The sequence below is a fragment of the Streptomyces sp. LS-MS-L19 genome (genome assembly GCF_058382285.1).
Genome location: NZ_JBYCLL010000001.1, coordinates 7832296 through 7848400, shown reverse-complemented (window position 1 = coordinate 7848400; position 16105 = coordinate 7832296). Strand labels below are relative to the sequence as shown.

General features: G+C 72.6%; 14 protein-coding genes. 5 read left to right on the top strand and 9 right to left on the bottom strand.

Annotated features, from left to right (window positions below):
- Positions 1-151 precede the first annotated feature (151 nt).
- On the bottom strand, positions 152-964 hold the full coding sequence (locus tag AC2XR2_RS34990; protein WP_381302986.1) for a GntR family transcriptional regulator: 813 nt from the start codon (positions 962-964) through the stop codon (positions 152-154).
- A 154-nt stretch (positions 965-1118) separates the two neighbouring features.
- Between AC2XR2_RS34990 and AC2XR2_RS34985 the strand changes: the two genes are divergently transcribed.
- A complete protein-coding gene (locus tag AC2XR2_RS34985) occupies positions 1119-1988 on the top strand; it encodes a (2Fe-2S)-binding protein (RefSeq protein ID WP_491517229.1) in 870 nt (289 codons plus the stop codon).
- A gap of 316 nt (positions 1989-2304) precedes the next feature.
- On the top strand, positions 2305-3342 hold the full coding sequence (locus AC2XR2_RS34980; RefSeq protein ID WP_491517228.1) for a DUF2637 domain-containing protein: 1038 nt from the start codon (positions 2305-2307) through the stop codon (positions 3340-3342).
- An 82-nt stretch (positions 3343-3424) separates the two neighbouring features.
- Here the strand turns inward: AC2XR2_RS34980 and AC2XR2_RS34975 are convergent, their stop codons facing one another.
- The 3 genes from AC2XR2_RS34975 to AC2XR2_RS34965 form a co-directional block, all read right to left on the bottom strand.
- Positions 3425-3847 (bottom strand): ATP-binding protein, encoded by a 423-nt coding sequence (locus AC2XR2_RS34975; RefSeq protein WP_356464877.1) that lies wholly within the window; start codon positions 3845-3847, stop codon positions 3425-3427.
- 793 nt (positions 3848-4640) lie between these two features.
- A complete protein-coding gene (locus AC2XR2_RS34970) occupies positions 4641-5105 on the bottom strand; it encodes a hypothetical protein (RefSeq protein WP_491517227.1) in 465 nt (154 codons plus the stop codon).
- A gap of 97 nt (positions 5106-5202) precedes the next feature.
- The gene (locus tag AC2XR2_RS34965; protein WP_491517226.1) at positions 5203-5820 is read right to left on the bottom strand and encodes a hypothetical protein; all 618 of its coding nucleotides are present in this window, start codon (positions 5818-5820) and stop codon (positions 5203-5205) included.
- A 205-nt stretch (positions 5821-6025) separates the two neighbouring features.
- Between AC2XR2_RS34965 and AC2XR2_RS34960 the strand changes: the two genes are divergently transcribed.
- On the top strand, positions 6026-7402 hold the full coding sequence (locus tag AC2XR2_RS34960; protein ID WP_491517225.1) for a helix-turn-helix domain-containing protein: 1377 nt from the start codon (positions 6026-6028) through the stop codon (positions 7400-7402).
- On the opposite strand, the gene AC2XR2_RS34955 is transcribed toward AC2XR2_RS34960, so the two are convergent.
- Entirely contained in the window at positions 7399-9141 is a 1743-nt protein-coding gene (locus AC2XR2_RS34955) for a pyruvate dehydrogenase (RefSeq protein WP_491517224.1), read from the bottom strand. The two genes, AC2XR2_RS34960 and AC2XR2_RS34955, sit on opposite strands and share 4 nt — an antisense overlap.
- Positions 9142-9195: 54 nt before the next feature.
- Positions 9196-10170, bottom strand: a complete 975-nt coding sequence (locus tag AC2XR2_RS34950) for a protein phosphatase 2C domain-containing protein (protein WP_491517223.1) — start codon at positions 10168-10170, stop codon at positions 9196-9198.
- Positions 10171-12005: 1835 nt separating this feature from the next.
- Here AC2XR2_RS34950 and AC2XR2_RS34945 point away from each other — a divergent pair.
- Complete coding sequence (locus tag AC2XR2_RS34945) at positions 12006-12488, top strand: DUF456 domain-containing protein (RefSeq protein WP_330263647.1); 483 nt, start codon at positions 12006-12008, stop codon at positions 12486-12488.
- A gap of 67 nt (positions 12489-12555) precedes the next feature.
- A complete protein-coding gene (locus tag AC2XR2_RS34940) occupies positions 12556-12927 on the top strand; it encodes a PPOX class F420-dependent oxidoreductase (RefSeq protein WP_491517222.1) in 372 nt (123 codons plus the stop codon).
- On the opposite strand, the gene AC2XR2_RS34935 is transcribed toward AC2XR2_RS34940, so the two are convergent.
- The 3 genes from AC2XR2_RS34935 to rsgA all read right to left on the bottom strand — a co-directional run bounded on the left by AC2XR2_RS34935 (position 12924) and on the right by rsgA (position 16061).
- On the bottom strand, positions 12924-13406 hold the full coding sequence (locus AC2XR2_RS34935) for a methylated-DNA--[protein]-cysteine S-methyltransferase (protein WP_330263649.1): 483 nt from the start codon (positions 13404-13406) through the stop codon (positions 12924-12926). The genes AC2XR2_RS34940 and AC2XR2_RS34935 overlap by 4 nt on opposite strands.
- Positions 13403-14788, bottom strand: a complete 1386-nt coding sequence (locus AC2XR2_RS34930) for a DNA-3-methyladenine glycosylase 2 family protein (RefSeq protein ID WP_491518556.1) — start codon at positions 14786-14788, stop codon at positions 13403-13405. Before AC2XR2_RS34930 ends, AC2XR2_RS34935 begins: the two co-directional genes overlap by 4 nt.
- 181 nt (positions 14789-14969) lie before the next feature.
- Positions 14970-16061 (bottom strand): ribosome small subunit-dependent GTPase A, encoded by a 1092-nt coding sequence (rsgA, locus tag AC2XR2_RS34925; protein ID WP_491517221.1) that lies wholly within the window; start codon positions 16059-16061, stop codon positions 14970-14972.
- Between the last annotated feature and the right edge of the window lie 44 nt (positions 16062-16105).

The window sequence follows — 16105 nt, the reverse complement described above, 5'->3', positions numbered from 1 at the left end:
GACGGATACCCCCCACCCCGGCACCGACCCACCCACCGAACCGCACGCGCTACACACGCCCCCACCGGGCAGCAACGGGCCGCCGCAGGCCTCTCAGGGGCGCGGGGAACTGCGCAAAAACGCCCGCCCCCACCAAGCCGCACCGCCCCCCTCACCGCCCCCCGAAATGCCCCCCGACCAACCCCCGCACCCCATCCACATCCCGAGCAATCAACGCATCCAGCAACGCGACATGCTCCGCCGCATCCGCAAGAAGATCCACCCGCCCCCGCGACGAACCCCCACCCACCAACGGCCACTGCGACCGCCGATGCAGGTCCTCCGCGATCTGCACCAACTGCTCGTTCCCCGACAGCCCCAACACCCCCCGGTGAAACGCCCGATCGGTCTCCGCATAAGTCGCCCGGCACCCCGACGCCGCCGCCCGCACCGTCGCCTCCGCCAGCGGCCGCAGCTCCGCCCACCGCTCCACCGACACGGTCCGCGCCAACCGCACCATCACCGGCACCTCGATCAGCGCCCGCACCTCGGCCAGCTCCGCCAGCTCCCGGGCGCCCCGCTCCACCACCCGGAACCCCCGGTTGGGAACGACCTCGACGGCCCCCTCCAGCGCGAGCTGCTGCATGGCCTCCCGAACCGGCGTCGCGGACACCCCGAAACGCTCCCCCAGCGCGGGCGCCGAGTACACGTCCCCGGGACGCAACTCCCCCGCCACCAGCGCCTTCCGCAGGGCGTCGAGGATCTGCCCCCGCACGGACGCCCGCTGCACGACCGGCCGCGGAATCGGCACCTCGCCGTGCGTGTGCTCACCCCGCACCCCGAAGGCGGCCTCGTCCCGGGACCGGGGTCCATCGGACGACGCCCGCGTCTGCGGCGGCACCCGAGCCTCCCCCACAGCCTGGTCCACGTCCCGCCCCACACCCTTCACGGGCCCTCCTCCGGACGTGTCAGTACTTGGGGTCATTACGACGGGTTGTTACTCACCCGTCAAGCACCTTAGGCGCAGAACGCCTCAGTTCAAATCCCTGATCGATTGGTAAGGTAAGCCTTACCTCTACACGACAGCCCATCAGGCGACCCCACCCCAGACGACCGCGAACGCGAACCGGAGGCCCCGCATGCCCACACCGCTGCCCGCCCCCCGCCAGGCCGTCGTCTCGGCCGTCACCGCCTCCTACGCCCGCCTGACCGAGGCCCTCCCGGCCCTCACCGTGACCGAGCTGCCGCCCCACACCCCCCTCCCCGCCACCGACGGCTGGATCCGCGCCGCGGACCTCGCGGAGAACGCCACCGCCCTGGACGCCTTCCTCGCCTGGGACGACGAGCAGGTCCTCAGGGACCACCGGCAGCAGGGCCGCCCGGACGTGATCGCCGGCTTCGGTCTGCACCGCTACGCCTGGCCGGCCGCCCTCCTCTTCACCGCGCCCTGGTTCCTGCACCGCAGGGTCCCCCGCTACCCCGTGACCCACGTCTCGTACGACCGCACCCGGGGCCCGATGGCCCTCGCGGTCCACCCGGGCGCCTTCGCCTGCCTGCCCGACGACCCCGCGGCCGCGCTCCCGGGCGCGTACACGGTCCCGGACGAGGAGTCCCTGCGCGCCGAGCTGCGGGACGCCATCGCCGAGCACATGGCACCGCTGCTCACCGCCTTCGGCCCCCGCATGCGCCGCCGCGGCAGGGCCCTGTGGGGCATGGTGACCGACGAGATCGTCGAGGGGATCTGGTACGTCGCCGAACTCCTCGGCGAGGGCGAGAAGCGCCGGGCCGAGCGCGAGCTCGAGCAGCTCCTGCCCGGTACCGCCAAGCCGTACGTCGGCTCCCCGGCCTTCCGGGTGCTCGCCGGCCCGGACGGCGCGGCCCTGCCCACCCGGGACCGGGTGAGCTGCTGCATGTACTACACGCTGGCACCGGACGACACCTGCGTCACCTGCCCGCGCACCTGCGACACGGACCGGATCGCCAAGCTCACCGTGGCCGCCGCGAGTTGAGGCCCCCTCAGGGAGACCCCCGGCGCGGACCCCGCCGACCCGTCCCGTAAGATCAACGCCGACTGAGACGCCCGTTCGGTTACAGGCAATTCACAACTTCCTCACTCGGCGCAGGAACTTTCCGTGGAACCACCCGTACGGGTAGTCTTATTCGAACTCAACTCCCGCCCCTCAAGCGGCAGTTCGAGCAAAACGCTGCCCTGGGCAATTCCCTTGCACTTCCTTGGCGGCCTCTTGCCCCGAAACCCCCTGAGGGCCGGTGGGAGTGGGCCACTATGGCGGGCGTTACGCCCTATCCCAATGCAAGGGACCCCAGATGAGACTGACCGACATATCGCTGAACTGGCTGCTTCCGGGCGCCGTACTGCTCCTGGGCATGCTGGCGGCGGTGGCGGTGCTCGCGCGGAGCAAGCGGTCCGGCGGGGAGCACGCGAAAGACGACTCGTGGGAGCGGAGCGAGGAGCGCCGTAGGCGCAAGGAGGCCATATACGGCACCGCCTCCTATGTCCTTCTGTTCTGCTGTGCGGCGGTCGCCGCGGCCCTCTCCTTCCGCGGCCTGGTCGGCTTCGGTGAGGAGAACCTGAGCCTCTCGGGCGGCTGGCAGTACCTGGTGCCGTTCGGCCTGGACGGCGCGGCGATGTTCTGTTCCGTGCTCGCCGTGCGCGAGGCCAGTCACGGTGACGCGGCCCTCGGCTCCCGGATACTGGTGTGGACGTTCGCGGGCGCGGCGGCCTGGTTCAACTGGGTGCACGCACCGCGCGGCTTCGGCCACGACGGCGCCCCCCAGTTCTTCTCCGGCATGTCCCTCTCGGCGGCCGTGCTGTTCGACCGCGCGCTCAAGCAGACCCGTCGCGCCGCGCTCCGTGAGCAGGGCCTGGTGCCCCGGCCGCTGCCGCAGATCCGCGTGGTGCGCTGGCTGAGGGCGCCCCGCGAGACGTACAAGGCCTGGTCGCTGATGCTCCTCGAGAACGTCCGCAGCCTCGACGAGGCGGTCGACGAGGTCCGCGAGGACCAGCGCCAGAAGGAAGCGGCCCGCATACGGCGCCGGGAGCAGCAGCGCGTCGAGCGTGCGCAGCTGAAGGCCATCAGCCGCGGCCACCGTGGATTCGTCGGCCGGGGACGGCAGTTGGAGCAGGCACCGCAGGCCGCGGCTCTCGAGCGCGCATCCGCGGAGCCTGCCATATCGACGCCGGAGCCCCAGCCGCTGCCCGTACGGCAGCGTCCTTCGCTCCAGCCCGTTCGCCATGGGGCTGACTCCTCCGTCGACCTCACTGCGGAGGACGACACAATGGCGCTGCCGCGTCTCGACTCGCTGGAGCGCAAGCTCAAGGATCTTGAGCAGCAGTTCGGCTAGACAGCAGGCCGGCTGAACAGCCGAGGCACCATGGGAAGGGGGCGTGACCGACGCGGTCACGCCCCCTTCCCGTTCCCGTCTTTCACGCCGCTCCGGCGTCCAGTTCGAACCAGACGGCCTTGCCCACCCCGTGAGCCCGTACGCCCCAGGCGTCCGCGAGGGACTGCACCAGGACCAGGCCCCGGCCGTGCGTACCCTCGCCCGCTTCGGGTACGCGCATCCTGGGACGGTGGGCGACGAAGTCCCGTACCTCCACCCGCAGGGCCCGCGGCCCCACGGTGGCCGTGACGACCGCGTCGCGATCGGTGTGGACGAGTGCGTTGGTGACCAGTTCGCTGGTGAGCAGTTCGGCTATCTCCGATCGTCCGGGCCTGCCCCAGTGCCGTAACAGCTCGCGCAGGGCCCTGCGTGTCTCCGGTACGGCCCCCAGGTCGGCCCGCTCCAGTCTCCGCCGGAGCTGTGGCGACCGCGCCTGCTCCGGGGTGCCGTCGGTCTTCTCCTCCATGGTCTGTGCCGAGAAGGCCCCTGCTGCCGTGGGACCGCCTCCTCGTGCCTGCCTCTTCATGACCCCCGCCCGCGTGCCGATGTCGGTTCCCCTCCTGCTCGAACACGTTCACGGGGATCCATGCCCGATAGTTCAGGCGGCAGTCATGTCGAATCATCAACGACCAGGTGTTCGGCCACGGTTGCGGAGGCGGCCCGCGGAGCTGCGGATTCACGGACCGCGGCTTCCCGGCCGCCGTCCACGACGACCGGCCCCACCCGATCCGCGCCCCGACCGTGGGGCCTGCGCGCCCCCCGGCGGTCGGCGCCGGTGCCACTGGTCCCACCGTGTGGCATGTGCCCGGCGGACCGATACCGGCGCTTCGGCCCGCAGAACCGCGCGGCACACCCTTCCCACCCCCGGTCACGCGGCAAAGCCCCTGCTCGGAGCGTCGGCCGAGGGACGTCGCACACGGGCCCGAGGAACGCGCGGGTCGCCGGTACGGCCCGGAACCACGAGTGCGCCGTCAGCACTCACGGGTCGGGGGACTGTCGTACGACATCTCGCACACCCCCCGTGACGGCGTGCGCCTCCGCCGCCGGCACCCGACGACCGGGGCCCGGCGAGCGGAGGTGCGCCGGTTCATCCGGCCCGGCGACGACGGCCGGTCCCGCGCTGTCGCACGGCTTTCGGCCCACGCGGCCCCGGGACACCGGGACCACCGGGCCTGGGCCGATCCGCCCATGCCCCGCTGCTGTTCCCGGCGTAGCCGACGAGGAGCTGTGACAGCCGGGAAACTGGCCGGAATGTGCTGTCACGTGCCCCCGATGCCCTTGGTGCCGATGTGGAAGATCTTGTGGCTGCCGCGGGTCATGTCGACGACCAGCGTGCTGGTCTGACCGGCGCTCCAGGTGAGGGTGACGACGGCCTCGGTGTACTCCGCGGTTCCGTTGTCGGTGACCTTCCAGGCGAGCGGGACGTTCTGGGCGCGCAGGACCCCGTCGGCGTGCTCCTTCTCCTCCCAGGCGTCCAGTTGCTTCCGGAAGGCGGGCGTGAGGTAGTGGGCGCGCAGGGCGTCCCGGAGTTCACCGCCGCCCTCGTCGGTCACCGCGTCGATGTAGGTGCCGTAGAAGTCGGCGATGCGGGTGATGTTGTCGGACGGCTTCCCGCTGACGCTGCGCGGCGACCCGGCGGAGGCCTGGGCGGTGGCGCCGAGGCCGAGGGCCAGGGCGAGGCCCACCGCCAGGGTGGTGCGGCGGGTCGTCTTGCTGCTGGTCATGTCTGTTCCCCGTTTTCCGGTGCTGAGCTGAGAGCTGTGCCGTGGTCCGGTGCGGGGCCGCCCGCCCGACCCCCGTGCGGGAGGGCGGCCCCGCTGGTCAGTGGAGCTTGTCGACCGCGGTGACGGTCGTCTTCTTGAAGGCCTTCACCGGGGCGTCGGCGAGGCGGCCCATCTGGCCCCAGTCGACGACGGTCACGGTCCGGCCGTCCCGTCCGACCGACATGAGGTTGACGTCGAGCGCGCCGAAGGAGGTCTCGCTCTGCACGCCGTACACATGGGCGCCCTCCTCGACGGACAGCGTCCCGTAGTCCTTGCCGTCGGCCTTCGTCCCCGGGTCGGCCTGTTCGATCCGGGTCGCGCAGGTCTTGAAGTCCCGGTTCAGCCGGGAGACGAGGGTCTTCGCCGACGCGGTGTCGGGCAGCACGACGGTGACCTGGCGGGCGCCGGTCTCCAGCTCGGTGCGGAAGTCCCGGTTCCAGGCGGCGGAGTGGGCCGGAACGGCCGTCTTCGCACAGACGCCGAGCCCGGGCTCGCCCGCCCCGCGGGTGACCTTGCCGGCCGTCCACGGCGAACTCGGGTGCGGCGGCAGGTCGGCGGCCGCGAGGAAGCCGGGCGCCTTGGGTGCCGCCTCCGCCGGGGTGGCGAGCGTCGCGCCGAGGGCGAGACCGGTGACGGCGAGAGCGGCGAGAGCGCCGACTCGGGTGCGCATGAACATGGGTGTCCCCCGTGATGAGTGCGTGATGGAATGACGCCCGCCGCCGGTGGTCGGTCCGGCCCTGGTCGGTGCGACACCAAGAGCATCGGCTGTCACAGGAGGTCAGCGCAACGACTGACGGCCTTTTCGGTGTGGTGGAACCATCCCAGCCCGTCTGACGTGCAGGTATATGGTGGGCCTGGGATACCGGATCAGGGGGGAATCGTTGTCCGCACCGCAACCGCAGGACGAGGTCCAGGAGTTCGCGGCCCGGCTGCGGCGACTGAAGGAGCGGACGGACCGCAGTTACGGTCAGCTGGCCCGACGCCTGAACATGAACACCTCGACCCTGCACCGCTACTGCGCGGGCGACGCGGTACCCGTCGACTTCGCACCGGTGGAACGCTTCGCCGCGCTGTGCGGGGCCTCGGCCGAGGAGCGGATGGATCTGCACCGGCTGTGGCTGTCGGCGGTGGCGGCGAGGCAGCGGCCGCGGGCGGGCGAGGCCACGGAAGCGGTGGCGGAGGCCGACACGGGTGAGGTCGGCGATACGGCCGCGGAGCCGGTCGGCGACACGGCGCCGGAGCCGGCCGTCGGTGACGCGGCGGGCGAGGACACGGACGGCGGCCTGCTGTCGGGTCCCGGTGTTCCCCCGCCCCGTCCCTGGTACCGCCGGCGGCGCGTCGGCGTCACCGCGGCCGCCGCCGTGGCGCTGCTCGCCACGCTGGGCAGTCTGTCGGCGCTGCCCTCGGGACGTCCCGGGTCGGACGCGGTCGCCCAGGCGCCGGACCCGTCGTCCCGGACCTCGGCGTCGAGCACACCCGACCGCTCCCCGTCCCGGTCGCCGAGTCCCTCCGCCACGTCCGGCTCCCCGACCCCCGAGGGCAACGGCAGGAGCCCTTCCGCGTCGGCGCCGGGCGGGAGTACGGCCGCCAAGGGCACCGGCAAGGCCGGGAAGCAGGGCACCGCGACCGGCACCCCGCTCACCTGGACCGCCAACTCCCACGTCTGGTTCGCGGGCTGCGGCCACGACTACGTCATCGACAAGCCCCCGGCCGAGGTCCCGCCGCCTCCGGTCTCGCAGGACGCGGCGCCGTGGGCGGCGACCCAGGGCGCGATCCACGGCCGGCAGACCATGGTGCAGATCTCGGTGCAGGGCCGCAGCTCCACGGCGGTCGTCCTGGAGGATCTCCGCGTCCGGGTCGTCTCCCGCGGCGCCCCGGCCCAGGGCAACTCGTACGCCATGGACCAGGGGTGCGGCGGTGCGCTCACCCCGCGCTACTTCTCTGTCGACCTCGACAAGGACCGCCCGATCGCCCGGTCGATGTCCGGCAACGACGGCGAGAACGTCATCCCGGCCGTCAAGATGCCCTACCGGGTCTCCGCTACCGACCCGGAGATCCTGCTGGTGACCGCGGAGACCGTCACCTGCGACTGCGCTTGGTACCTCGAACTGGACTGGTCCTCCCAGGGCCGCACCGGCACGGTCCGCGTCGACGACCGGGGCGAGCCGTTCCGCACGACCGGCATCAAGGGCCTGCCCCGCTACTGGTACGGCACGAACACCGCCGGCCAACGGGCCTGGGTGGACTACGACAGCTAGGGCCGGGGCACGTTCCGGAGGTTGGAGCGGGCCATCTGGAGCATGCGGCCCACTCCGCCATCCAGGACGATCTTCGAGGCGGACAGGGCGAAGCCGGTGACCATCTCGGCGCTGATCTTCGGCGGGATGGACAGGGCGTTGGGGTCGGTGACGATGTCGACGAGGGCCGGACCCTTGTGCTTGAACGCCGCCTTCAGCGCCCCGGCGAGATCCTTGGGCTTCTCGACGCGCTCGCCGTAGGCACCGCAGGCGCGGGCCACGGCGGCGAAGTCGGGGTTCTTGTTGGTGGTGCCGTAGGAGGGCAGTCCCGCGACCAGCATCTCCAACTCGACCATGCCGAGCGAGGAGTTGTTGAAGAGGACGACCTTCACGGGGAGGTCGTACTGCACGAGGGTCAGGAAGTCGCCCATCAGCATGGAGAACCCGCCGTCGCCGGACATCGACACGACCTGCCGCCCGCGGTCGGTGAACTGCGCCCCGATCGCCATCGGCAGCGCGTTCGCCATCGACCCGTGGGAGAACGAACCGATCACGCGGCGGCGGCCGTTGGGTGTGATGTACCGCGCGGCCCACACATTGCACATACCGGTGTCGACGGTGAACACCGCGTCGTCGGAGGCGAGTTCGTCGAGCACCGAGGCCACGTACTCGGGATGGATCGGGACGTGCTTCTCGACCTTGCGCGTGTACGCCTTCACCACCCCTTCGAGCGCGTCGGCGTGCTTCTTGAGCATCTTGTCGAGGAAGCGCCGGTTGGTCTTCTCCTTCACCCGGGGCGTCAGGCACCGCAGGGTCTCCTTCACGTCACCCCAGACCGCGAGGTCCAACTTGGAGCGGCGGCCGAGGTGTTCGGGCCGTACGTCGACCTGGGCGATCTGGACGTCGTCGGGGAGGAACGCGTTGTACGGGAAGTCGGTGCCGAGCAGGATCAGCAGGTCGCACTCGTGGGTGGCCTCGTAGGCGGCGCCGTAGCCGAGGAGGCCGCTCATGCCGACGTCGAAGGGGTTGTCGTACTGGATCCACTCCTTGCCCCGAAGGGCGTGTCCCACGGGCGACTTGACCTTCTCCGCGAACTCCATGACCTCGGCGTGCGCGCCCGCGGTGCCGCTGCCGCAGAAGAGGGTGATCTTCTGGGCCTTGTCGATCATCTCGACGAGCTTGTCGATCTCGGCGTCGCCGGGGCGGACGGAGGGCCGTGAGGTGACGAGGGCGGTCTCGGCGGACTTCTCGGGGGCGGGCTGGTCGGCGATGTCGCCGGGCAGGGAGACGACGCTGACGCCGGAGCGGCCGACGGCGTTCTGGATGGCGGTCTGGAGCAGCCGCGGCATCTGCTGGGGGCTGGAGATCAGCTCGCTGTAGTGACTGCACTCCTGGAAGAGGCGGTCGGGGTGGGTCTCCTGGAAGTAGCCGAGGCCGATCTCGCTGGAGGGGATGTGCGAGGCGAGGGCGAGGACCGGGGCCATGGAGCGGTGGGCGTCGTAGAGGCCGTTGATGAGGTGCAGGTTGCCGGGCCCGCAGGAGCCGGCACAGGCGGTGAGCCTGCCGGTAATCTGGGCCTCGGCGCCCGCGGCGAAGGCGGCGGTCTCCTCGTGCCGTACGTGCACCCAGTCGATGGCCGCGTTGCGCCGTACGGCGTCCACGACCGGGTTGAGGCTGTCGCCGACGACGCCGTAGAGGCGCTTCACTCCGGCCTTGACGAGGATGTCCACGAACTGCTCGGCGACGTTCTGTTTGGCCATGGATCCATGCACCCCTTCGGTCTCCTTGGGTCCATCAATCCACAATGGCCGCGATCACGCCTCCCAAACCGCCGCGGCCGTACGGTCGTCGGCGTATCCCTTGACCCGGACTTGGGAGTCGGCGAGGAACGCGGCGAGGCCGGGCGGGGGTCCCGACCACCGTCCCGTGAGGTACTCGCACAGTCCGGGTTCGCCGCGCAGGGGTTCGGCGAGGCCGCCGGTGCACATCAGGAGGGTGTCACCCGGGCGGGCGACGGAGGCACGGAAGCGGAAGGGTGCGCGGGGCGGTTCCGGGGCGGGTTCGTAGGGGCTCGGGGGTGTGGGGATGCCGAGGTCCATGGTGAGGCGGTCGCCCTCGGGGGTCTCGGCGGGCAGCGAGCCGAAGCCGACGACGGGTTCGCCGGTGGCGTCGGTGACCAGGGGTTCGATGTCGTGCCACTCGCCGTCGCGGAGCCGGAAGAGGCCGCCGTCGCCGACGCCGAAGAACACCCGGACCCGGCAGTCGGGGTCGGCGGGCAGCAGCAGACAGCGCAGGGTGGCCGCGTACTCCTCCGGGTCGATGCCCTGCTCGGCGGCGCTGGCCCGCAGCTTGCCGAGGCTGCGGTCGGTGAGGCGGTGCAGGCCGGACTTCAGGTCACCGCGTCTGGCGGCACCGATGTCCTGGGCGAGCCGGGCATGACTTCGTCCTACGGCCCGCGCGATCCACTGACAGGCCTCGGCGGCGGCCCGGTGCGCACCGGGGGTGGCGCGGGCGCCGGTGGCCATGGCGACGAGGACCAGCGCCTGCTCGCCGGTCCCGAAACGGGCGGTGAGCAGCGAGTCCCTCCGCGGCTCCCCCCGGAACCGCGCGGAGTCCCCCCGCACGGACACCGCCCGCAAGGTGCACGCCCCGTACCTGGCCCCGTCCAGCACGGTGTCCGCCACGAGATCGTCGAGCTCATCGGGGTCCGCGGGCGGGAGCGCGGTGGGCTCGGCGTCGTAGGTAGGAGGCCCGGACCCGACGAACCCGACGGGGACGGGAGGGAGCATGGGGAGATCTACTCGGGTGGCTGTGCGGAGGGGGTGAGGGGCGGCTGCGGGGTTGGGGGCGGGGCCAGGGGCTGAGGTCGGGTCGGGCGCGCTGTCGGGGGCGGCTGTGGGAGGGGGAACGGATGCGGGGGGTGGGGCCGGAGGCCGAATGGAAACGGGGGGTGGAGGCGGAATCCGCTGCGCTGCCGGAACCCTGCGCGGAGTACGGATCGGCTGCGGGGGCCGGGACGAATCCGGGGGGTGAGGTCGGGTCGGGGGCGGCTGTGGGACGGGGAACGGATGCGGGGGTGGGGCCGAGCCCCGAATGGAGACCGGGGTCGGGGGTGGAGTCCGGCCGAGGATCGGAGACGGCCGGGGGGCCCGGCGCCGGATGGAAACCGGGGTCGGGGGTGGAGTCCGGCCGAGGATCGGAGACGGCTGGGGGGCGGGGACCGGATGCGGGAGTGGGGCCCGGCGCCGGATGGAAACCGGGGCCGGGAGTGGAGTCCGGCCGAGGATCGGAGACGGCTGGGCGGCGGGGACCGGATGCGGGAGTGGGGCCCGGCGCCGGGTAGGGGCCCGGCTCGGGATCGCGGTTGGCTGCGGTTTCGCCGGGCTGTGGGGAGGCGGACGCGCCAGGGTTCGAGTGGGGGTCCTGGGCGGGCGTCGGGTTGGGCTGGGTGGAGCCTGGGCCCGTGTGGGCGGAGGTCCCAGGGGGCTCCGGGGCGGGGTCGGTGGCCTCGGCGCCCCAGGCTGCGGCGCCGATCTCGGAGCCCGGGGTCGGGGCGTTGGCTTCGGAGCCCGGGGTCGGGGCGTTGGCCTTGGGAGCCGGGGTGGCCCACCAGTCCCCTTCGACGTGGTGGGTGCTGCGTTCGTCGCGTCGGCCGGATGGGCTTCCGGGGCCGTGAGGGCCGACCTGCGCGGAGGTGTCTCGCCTGCCGCCCGCGGCCCCCTCGCGCAAGTCCGCACCGGCGCTCAGATCAACGTCGCCGAAGTCACCGGGGTTGCTGCGACCGATCCGGTCGTCGCCCGGTGCGGCACCGCCCTCGCCCCGCGAACCCGCCCGGCCGGAGACGCCGTCGCCCTGATCCTCGGAAGCAAAGCGGCCGCCCCCCTGTGCGGAAGCGCCTACCCCACCCCGGCCCCCGTCCCCCGGAGGCGGTGTCGTGGGGGGTGGGGGTGCTGTCGTGGGTGGGCTGGGAGCGTCAGGGGGACGGCGGGACGCCGGGACGTTCGTGACGGGGGGTGTCTCCGTGGACGTGCGGGGGACGGAGAGCGATGGGGGCGGGTCCGACGGGGCGCGCTCGTCGAAGCCGGGGGGTGTGGGGCCGGGTGGAAAGGCCACCGGGCCCTGGACGGGGTCGGACGGCGACTCCGGGACGGCACGGTCGACGCCGCGGCCGGGCGGCACATCCGTCGGCTCGGGAACCCGCCGCTCAGGAAAGCTCCGCTCGGGAACCCGCCGCTCAGGACCCCGCGGCGCCGGAACACCGGCAGTGGCCCGGCGGCTCGCCCCGCCGTCGCCCCCGCCCTCGTCCTCCACCGCCCCCGCCGCCGAGGCGAAGCGGTCGTCCAGGGTGTCCGGGGCCGGTGTGGGGCCCGTGTCGCCCGTGGAGTCGTACAGCTGCCCCCACCAGTCGTCCTCGTGACCCGTGGGCCTACCCCCCTGCTGGCTCATGCCCCCAATTGTCCACCGCGGGAGCCGTATGAAAACGGGGCATCCGCAAAAATGGGGCACGACCGGGTGCCTCGAACGGCGTGTCGAGTGAGCCGTCGAACACGTGTGGCGAAAGAGACGGCCGGAGAGGTGACGTCGCTGACCTGCGCTTCCCCACCCCCTCCTGCACCCTGGACGAATGGGAGTGTGGGACCTCCTGCTGGTCGGCCTGGTCATGCTGTTCGGCCTGGTCGGCGTTCTGGTGCCCGGCGTGCCGGGGTCGTGGCTGGTGTGGGCAGCGGTCCTGTGGTGGGCGCTGAAGGATCCGCAGCCGGTCGCCTGGTTCGTGCTCGTGTCGGCCACCGTCGCCCTGTTCCTGTCCCAGGTGGTGCGCTGGGCGCTGCCACCCCGCCGACTGCGGGAGAGCGGAGCCACCCCGCGCATGGCGGTGTACGCCGGTCTCGGCGCCTTCCTCGGGTTCTTCCTGATCCCCGTGCTCGGCGCGATCCCCGGTTTCATGGCCGGCATCTACGTCTCGGAACGCCTGCGCCTGGGCCGGCACGGCGAGGCGCGGGCCGCCCTGCGGCAGGCGATGCGCTCGGGCGGCTCCAGCGTGCTGGCGGAGCTGTTCACCTGTCTGCTCATCATGGGCGCGTGGCTGGGGACGGTGCTGTGGGGCTGACGTAGGACCGCGGTCCTGGGCCGGGATTCCGATGTGCGGTGGTCGCGCGCGTGTTTGGGTGTCTGCCATGACCGCATTCAGCGAGGCCGAGCGCGCGTACCTGACGTCACAGCGGCTGGGACGGCTGGCCACCGTCGATCAGCACGGGCAGCCGCAGGCGAACCCGGTCGGCTTCTTCCCGCGGGACGACGGCACCATCCTGATCGGCGGCTACGCGCTGGGCCGGACCAAGAAGTGGCGCAACCTCCAGAAGAACCCGAAGGTCGCGCTGGTCGTCGACGACATCGTCAGCCTGAAGCCGTGGACGGTGCGCGGCATCGACATCCGCGGGGAGGCGGAACTCCTCACCGGGCCGCACGAGTTGGGCCCTCACTTCAGCGAGGAGCTGATCCGCATCCATCCGCGCCGCATCCACAGCTGGGGACTGGAGGAGTCCTAGAGCGAGCCCTCCAGGGTGAGCAGGGTCGTCTTGCGCTCCAGGCCGCCCGCGTATCCGGTCAGGGAGCCGTTCGCGCCGATCACGCGGTGGCACGGGCGGAGGATCAGCAGCGGGTTGGCGCCGATCGCGCCGCCGACGGCCCGGACGGCGACCCGGGAGGCACCGACACGGGCGGCGATCTCGCCGTACGTCGTGGTCGCCCCGTACGGCACGTCGTCGAGGGCGTCCCAGACCCGGGTGCGGAACTCGGTGCCCTCGGGGCGCAACTCCAGCTGGAACTCCTTGAGTTCACCGGCGAAGTAGGCGGCGAGCTGCTCGCGGGCCGCCCGGAAGGGGCCGGGGTCGTGCCGCCAACTCTCCTGGACGGTACGGCCGTTCTTCTGCCCGGGCACGGAGAGCGAGGTCAGTGCGCCGGTCTCGTCGGCGGTGAGGAGCAGCTCGCCGACGGGGCTGTCGAGGCGGGTCCAGCGGGTGGTCATGATGACTCCAACTCTCCTGCTGCGCGCAGGTGTTGCCAGGCGTAGGAGCGCCAGGGGCGCCAGGTGTCGGGGGTGTCGAGGCCGGGTGGGGCGACGTCGGGGTCGCCGAGCGCGCGTCTGCGGATGACGGCGACGGTACGGGCGTCCAGGCCGGGCAGGGCGAGCAGCGCGTGCTGCGCCTCGTCGCGGTCGGCGCCCGGGTCCAGTCGTACGGCACCGTCGGCGAGGGCGGTGGCGAGCGCGCGCAGGGGACCGGCGGTCTCCGTGAGGGCGGCGGGCTCGGGGAAGAGGTGGGTGAGGCTGCCGCAGGGGGCGTCCAGGGTCTTGCCGTGGCGCTGGACGAGCCGTTCGGTTTCGTCCCGGCCCACCAGGGCCCGTACGGCGAGCTCCTCGGGGTCGGCGGCGCCGGGCGAGCGGAGTCCCGGGCGGGCGGCGACCAGCGGGGCGAGCCGGGTGTCCGCGCCGAGGCGTTCGTCGACGGCGTAGGGATCGGCGTCGAGGTCGAACAGGCGCCGCAGCCGTCCGACGGCGGTGGTCAGGTCGCGGGGGTCGGTCAGGTGCAGGTGGGCGTCGAGCCAGCCGCCGGGGTGGGCGCCGGAGGTGGTCCGGAGTGTGCCGGGGCGTTCGAGGACGGCGACGATTCCGGTGCCGTGCGGGAGGCGGAGGGTACGGCGGTAGGTGCGCCGGCCCGGTGTTCCGGTGACCTCCTCGACGCCGGGGACGGCCTCGCTCGCCAGCAGGTCGAAGACGGCGGCGGACCGGTAGGGGCCGCGGTGGGCGAGCCGTAGCGGAATGCCCGCCGTGGGGGTGGCCGCGCGGCGGGCGGTCCGGGCGGCGGCCCGGAGGGCGGTGGGTGTGGTGGCGTAGATCTCCCGGACCGTGTCGTTGAACTGCCGCACGCTGGCGAAGCCCGACGCGAAGGCGATCTCCGTGACCGGCAGGCCGGTGGTCTGGAGCAGCACGCGGGCGGTGTGGGCGCGCTGGGCGCGGGCCAGGGCGACGGGGCCGGCGCCGAGCTCCGCGGTGAGCTGGCGCTGGACCTGCCGTGCGCTGTAGCCGAGGCGGTCGGCGAGCCCGGCGACGCCCTCCCGGTCGACGACCCCGTCGCCGATCAGGCGCATCGCCCGGCCCACGACGTCGGCCCGGACGTTCCAGTCGGCTGAGCCGGGCACGGCGTCCGGACGGCACCGTCGGCAGGCCCGGAATCCCGAGCCCTGCGCGGCGGCGGCCGTCGGGTAGAAGCGGACGTTGTGACGCTTCGGGGTCACCGCGGGGCAGCTGGGCCGGCAGTAGATGCCGGTCGTCTGGACAGCGAAGAAGAACTCCCCGTCGAACCGGGCGTCCCGACTGCGGACGGCTTCGTACCTGGTGTCTTCGTCCATCACGCGTTCCAGTGTCCGCCGTGCGCGGGGGTGCCGCTGGCGGAAATCGGACAGCGCGGTGCGGGGAGGTGGGGGGGACGGGTACGTGGCCGAGTGCCGGTGCGTCGTGGCTGGTCGCGCAGTTCCCCGCGCCCCCAAGCAGGCGGGTGCAGCCAGGCAGGACCCGGCCGCACCCGGACGACTACGCCCAGCGCCCCCGCTTCGCCTCCATCGCCGCCTTCCCCTGCGCCCCCCGCTTCTTCCACTCCTTCCGGATCTCCGAACGGAGCCGCGCGTCGGTCTTGGCCACGATCCGCTGGTTCTCGCGGATCAGCTTCCGGTAGCTCTCCAGCCGCCGTTCCGCCAGCTCGCCGGAGGCGATCGCGGCCAGGACCGCGCACCCCGGCTCGCTCTCGTGGGCACAGTCGTGGAACCGGCACCGTTCGGCCAGTTCCTCGATCTCCGAGAACACCTGTCCGACCCCGACCTCGGCGTCCCACAGCCCCACGCCCCTGAGGCCGGGTGTGTCGATCAGCACGCCCCCGCCCGGCAGGGCGAGCAGGTTGCGGGTGGTGGTCGTATGACGGCCCTTCCCGTCGACGTCCCGCGTGGTGTGCACCTGCATCACGTCCTCGCCCACGAGCACGTTGGCCAGCGTGGACTTCCCCGCGCCGGACTGTCCGAGCAGCACGGTCGTACCGCCGGAGACGACCGCGACGAGGACGTCGAGCCCTTCCCCGTCCAGCGCGCTGACGGTCAGCACCGGCACCCCGGGAGCCGTCGTCTCCACGTCCTGCACGAGATGCGAGAGCGTGACCGCGTCCGGCACCAGGTCGGCCTTGGTGAGCACGACGACGGGCTGCGCCCCGGACTCCCAGGCCAGGGCCAGGAAGCGTTCGATACGGCCGAGGTCGAGTTCGACGGCGAGCGACACGGCGACGATCGCGTGGTCGACGTTGGCCGCGAGGATCTGCCCCTCGGACCGCTTGGAGGAGGTGGAGCGTACGAAGGCGGTACGGCGCGACAGATACGTCCGTACGTAGCGCGGGTTGCCCCCGGGCTCGACGACGGCCCAGTCGCCGGTGCACAGGACCCGCATCGGGTCGTGCGGGGTGACGAAGGCCGTGTCGGCCCGGAGCATGCCGTCGGCGGTGACGATGTCGCACTGCCCGCGGTCGACCCGGACCACGCGGCCGGGGATGAGCCCCTCGGGCTCGTAGGGGGCGAACGCGTCCGCCCATGCCTCGTCCCAGCCGTAGGGAGCGAGAGCGGTGAAAACGGAGGTGGAAGTCAAGGGAGACCCTTCACAAGGGTGGCCCGGCACGGGGAATCGAGGTC

Excerpts from the sequence above, each read along its gene's own strand:
- AC2XR2_RS34945 (WP_330263647.1), top strand. The coding sequence starts at position 12,006 with ATGGGAGTGTGGGACCTCCTGCTGGTCGGCCTGGTCATGCTGTTCGGC.
- AC2XR2_RS34965 (WP_491517226.1), bottom strand. The coding sequence starts at position 5,820 with ATGTTCATGCGCACCCGAGTCGGCGCTCTCGCCGCTCTCGCCGTCACC.
- AC2XR2_RS34975 (WP_356464877.1), bottom strand. The coding sequence starts at position 3,847 with ATGGAGGAGAAGACCGACGGCACCCCGGAGCAGGCGCGGTCGCCACAG.
- AC2XR2_RS34980 (WP_491517228.1), top strand. The coding sequence starts at position 2,305 with ATGAGACTGACCGACATATCGCTGAACTGGCTGCTTCCGGGCGCCGTA.
- AC2XR2_RS34970 (WP_491517227.1), bottom strand. The coding sequence starts at position 5,105 with ATGACCAGCAGCAAGACGACCCGCCGCACCACCCTGGCGGTGGGCCTC.
- AC2XR2_RS34940 (WP_491517222.1), top strand. The coding sequence starts at position 12,556 with ATGACCGCATTCAGCGAGGCCGAGCGCGCGTACCTGACGTCACAGCGG.
- AC2XR2_RS34955 (WP_491517224.1), bottom strand. The coding sequence starts at position 9,141 with ATGGCCAAACAGAACGTCGCCGAGCAGTTCGTGGACATCCTCGTCAAG.
- AC2XR2_RS34935 (WP_330263649.1), bottom strand. The coding sequence starts at position 13,406 with ATGACCACCCGCTGGACCCGCCTCGACAGCCCCGTCGGCGAGCTGCTC.
- AC2XR2_RS34990 (WP_381302986.1), bottom strand. The coding sequence starts at position 964 with ATGACCCCAAGTACTGACACGTCCGGAGGAGGGCCCGTGAAGGGTGTG.
- AC2XR2_RS34930 (WP_491518556.1), bottom strand. The coding sequence starts at position 14,788 with ATGGACGAAGACACCAGGTACGAAGCCGTCCGCAGTCGGGACGCCCGG.
- AC2XR2_RS34950 (WP_491517223.1), bottom strand. The coding sequence starts at position 10,170 with ATGCTCCCTCCCGTCCCCGTCGGGTTCGTCGGGTCCGGGCCTCCTACC.
- AC2XR2_RS34985 (WP_491517229.1), top strand. The coding sequence starts at position 1,119 with ATGCCCACACCGCTGCCCGCCCCCCGCCAGGCCGTCGTCTCGGCCGTC.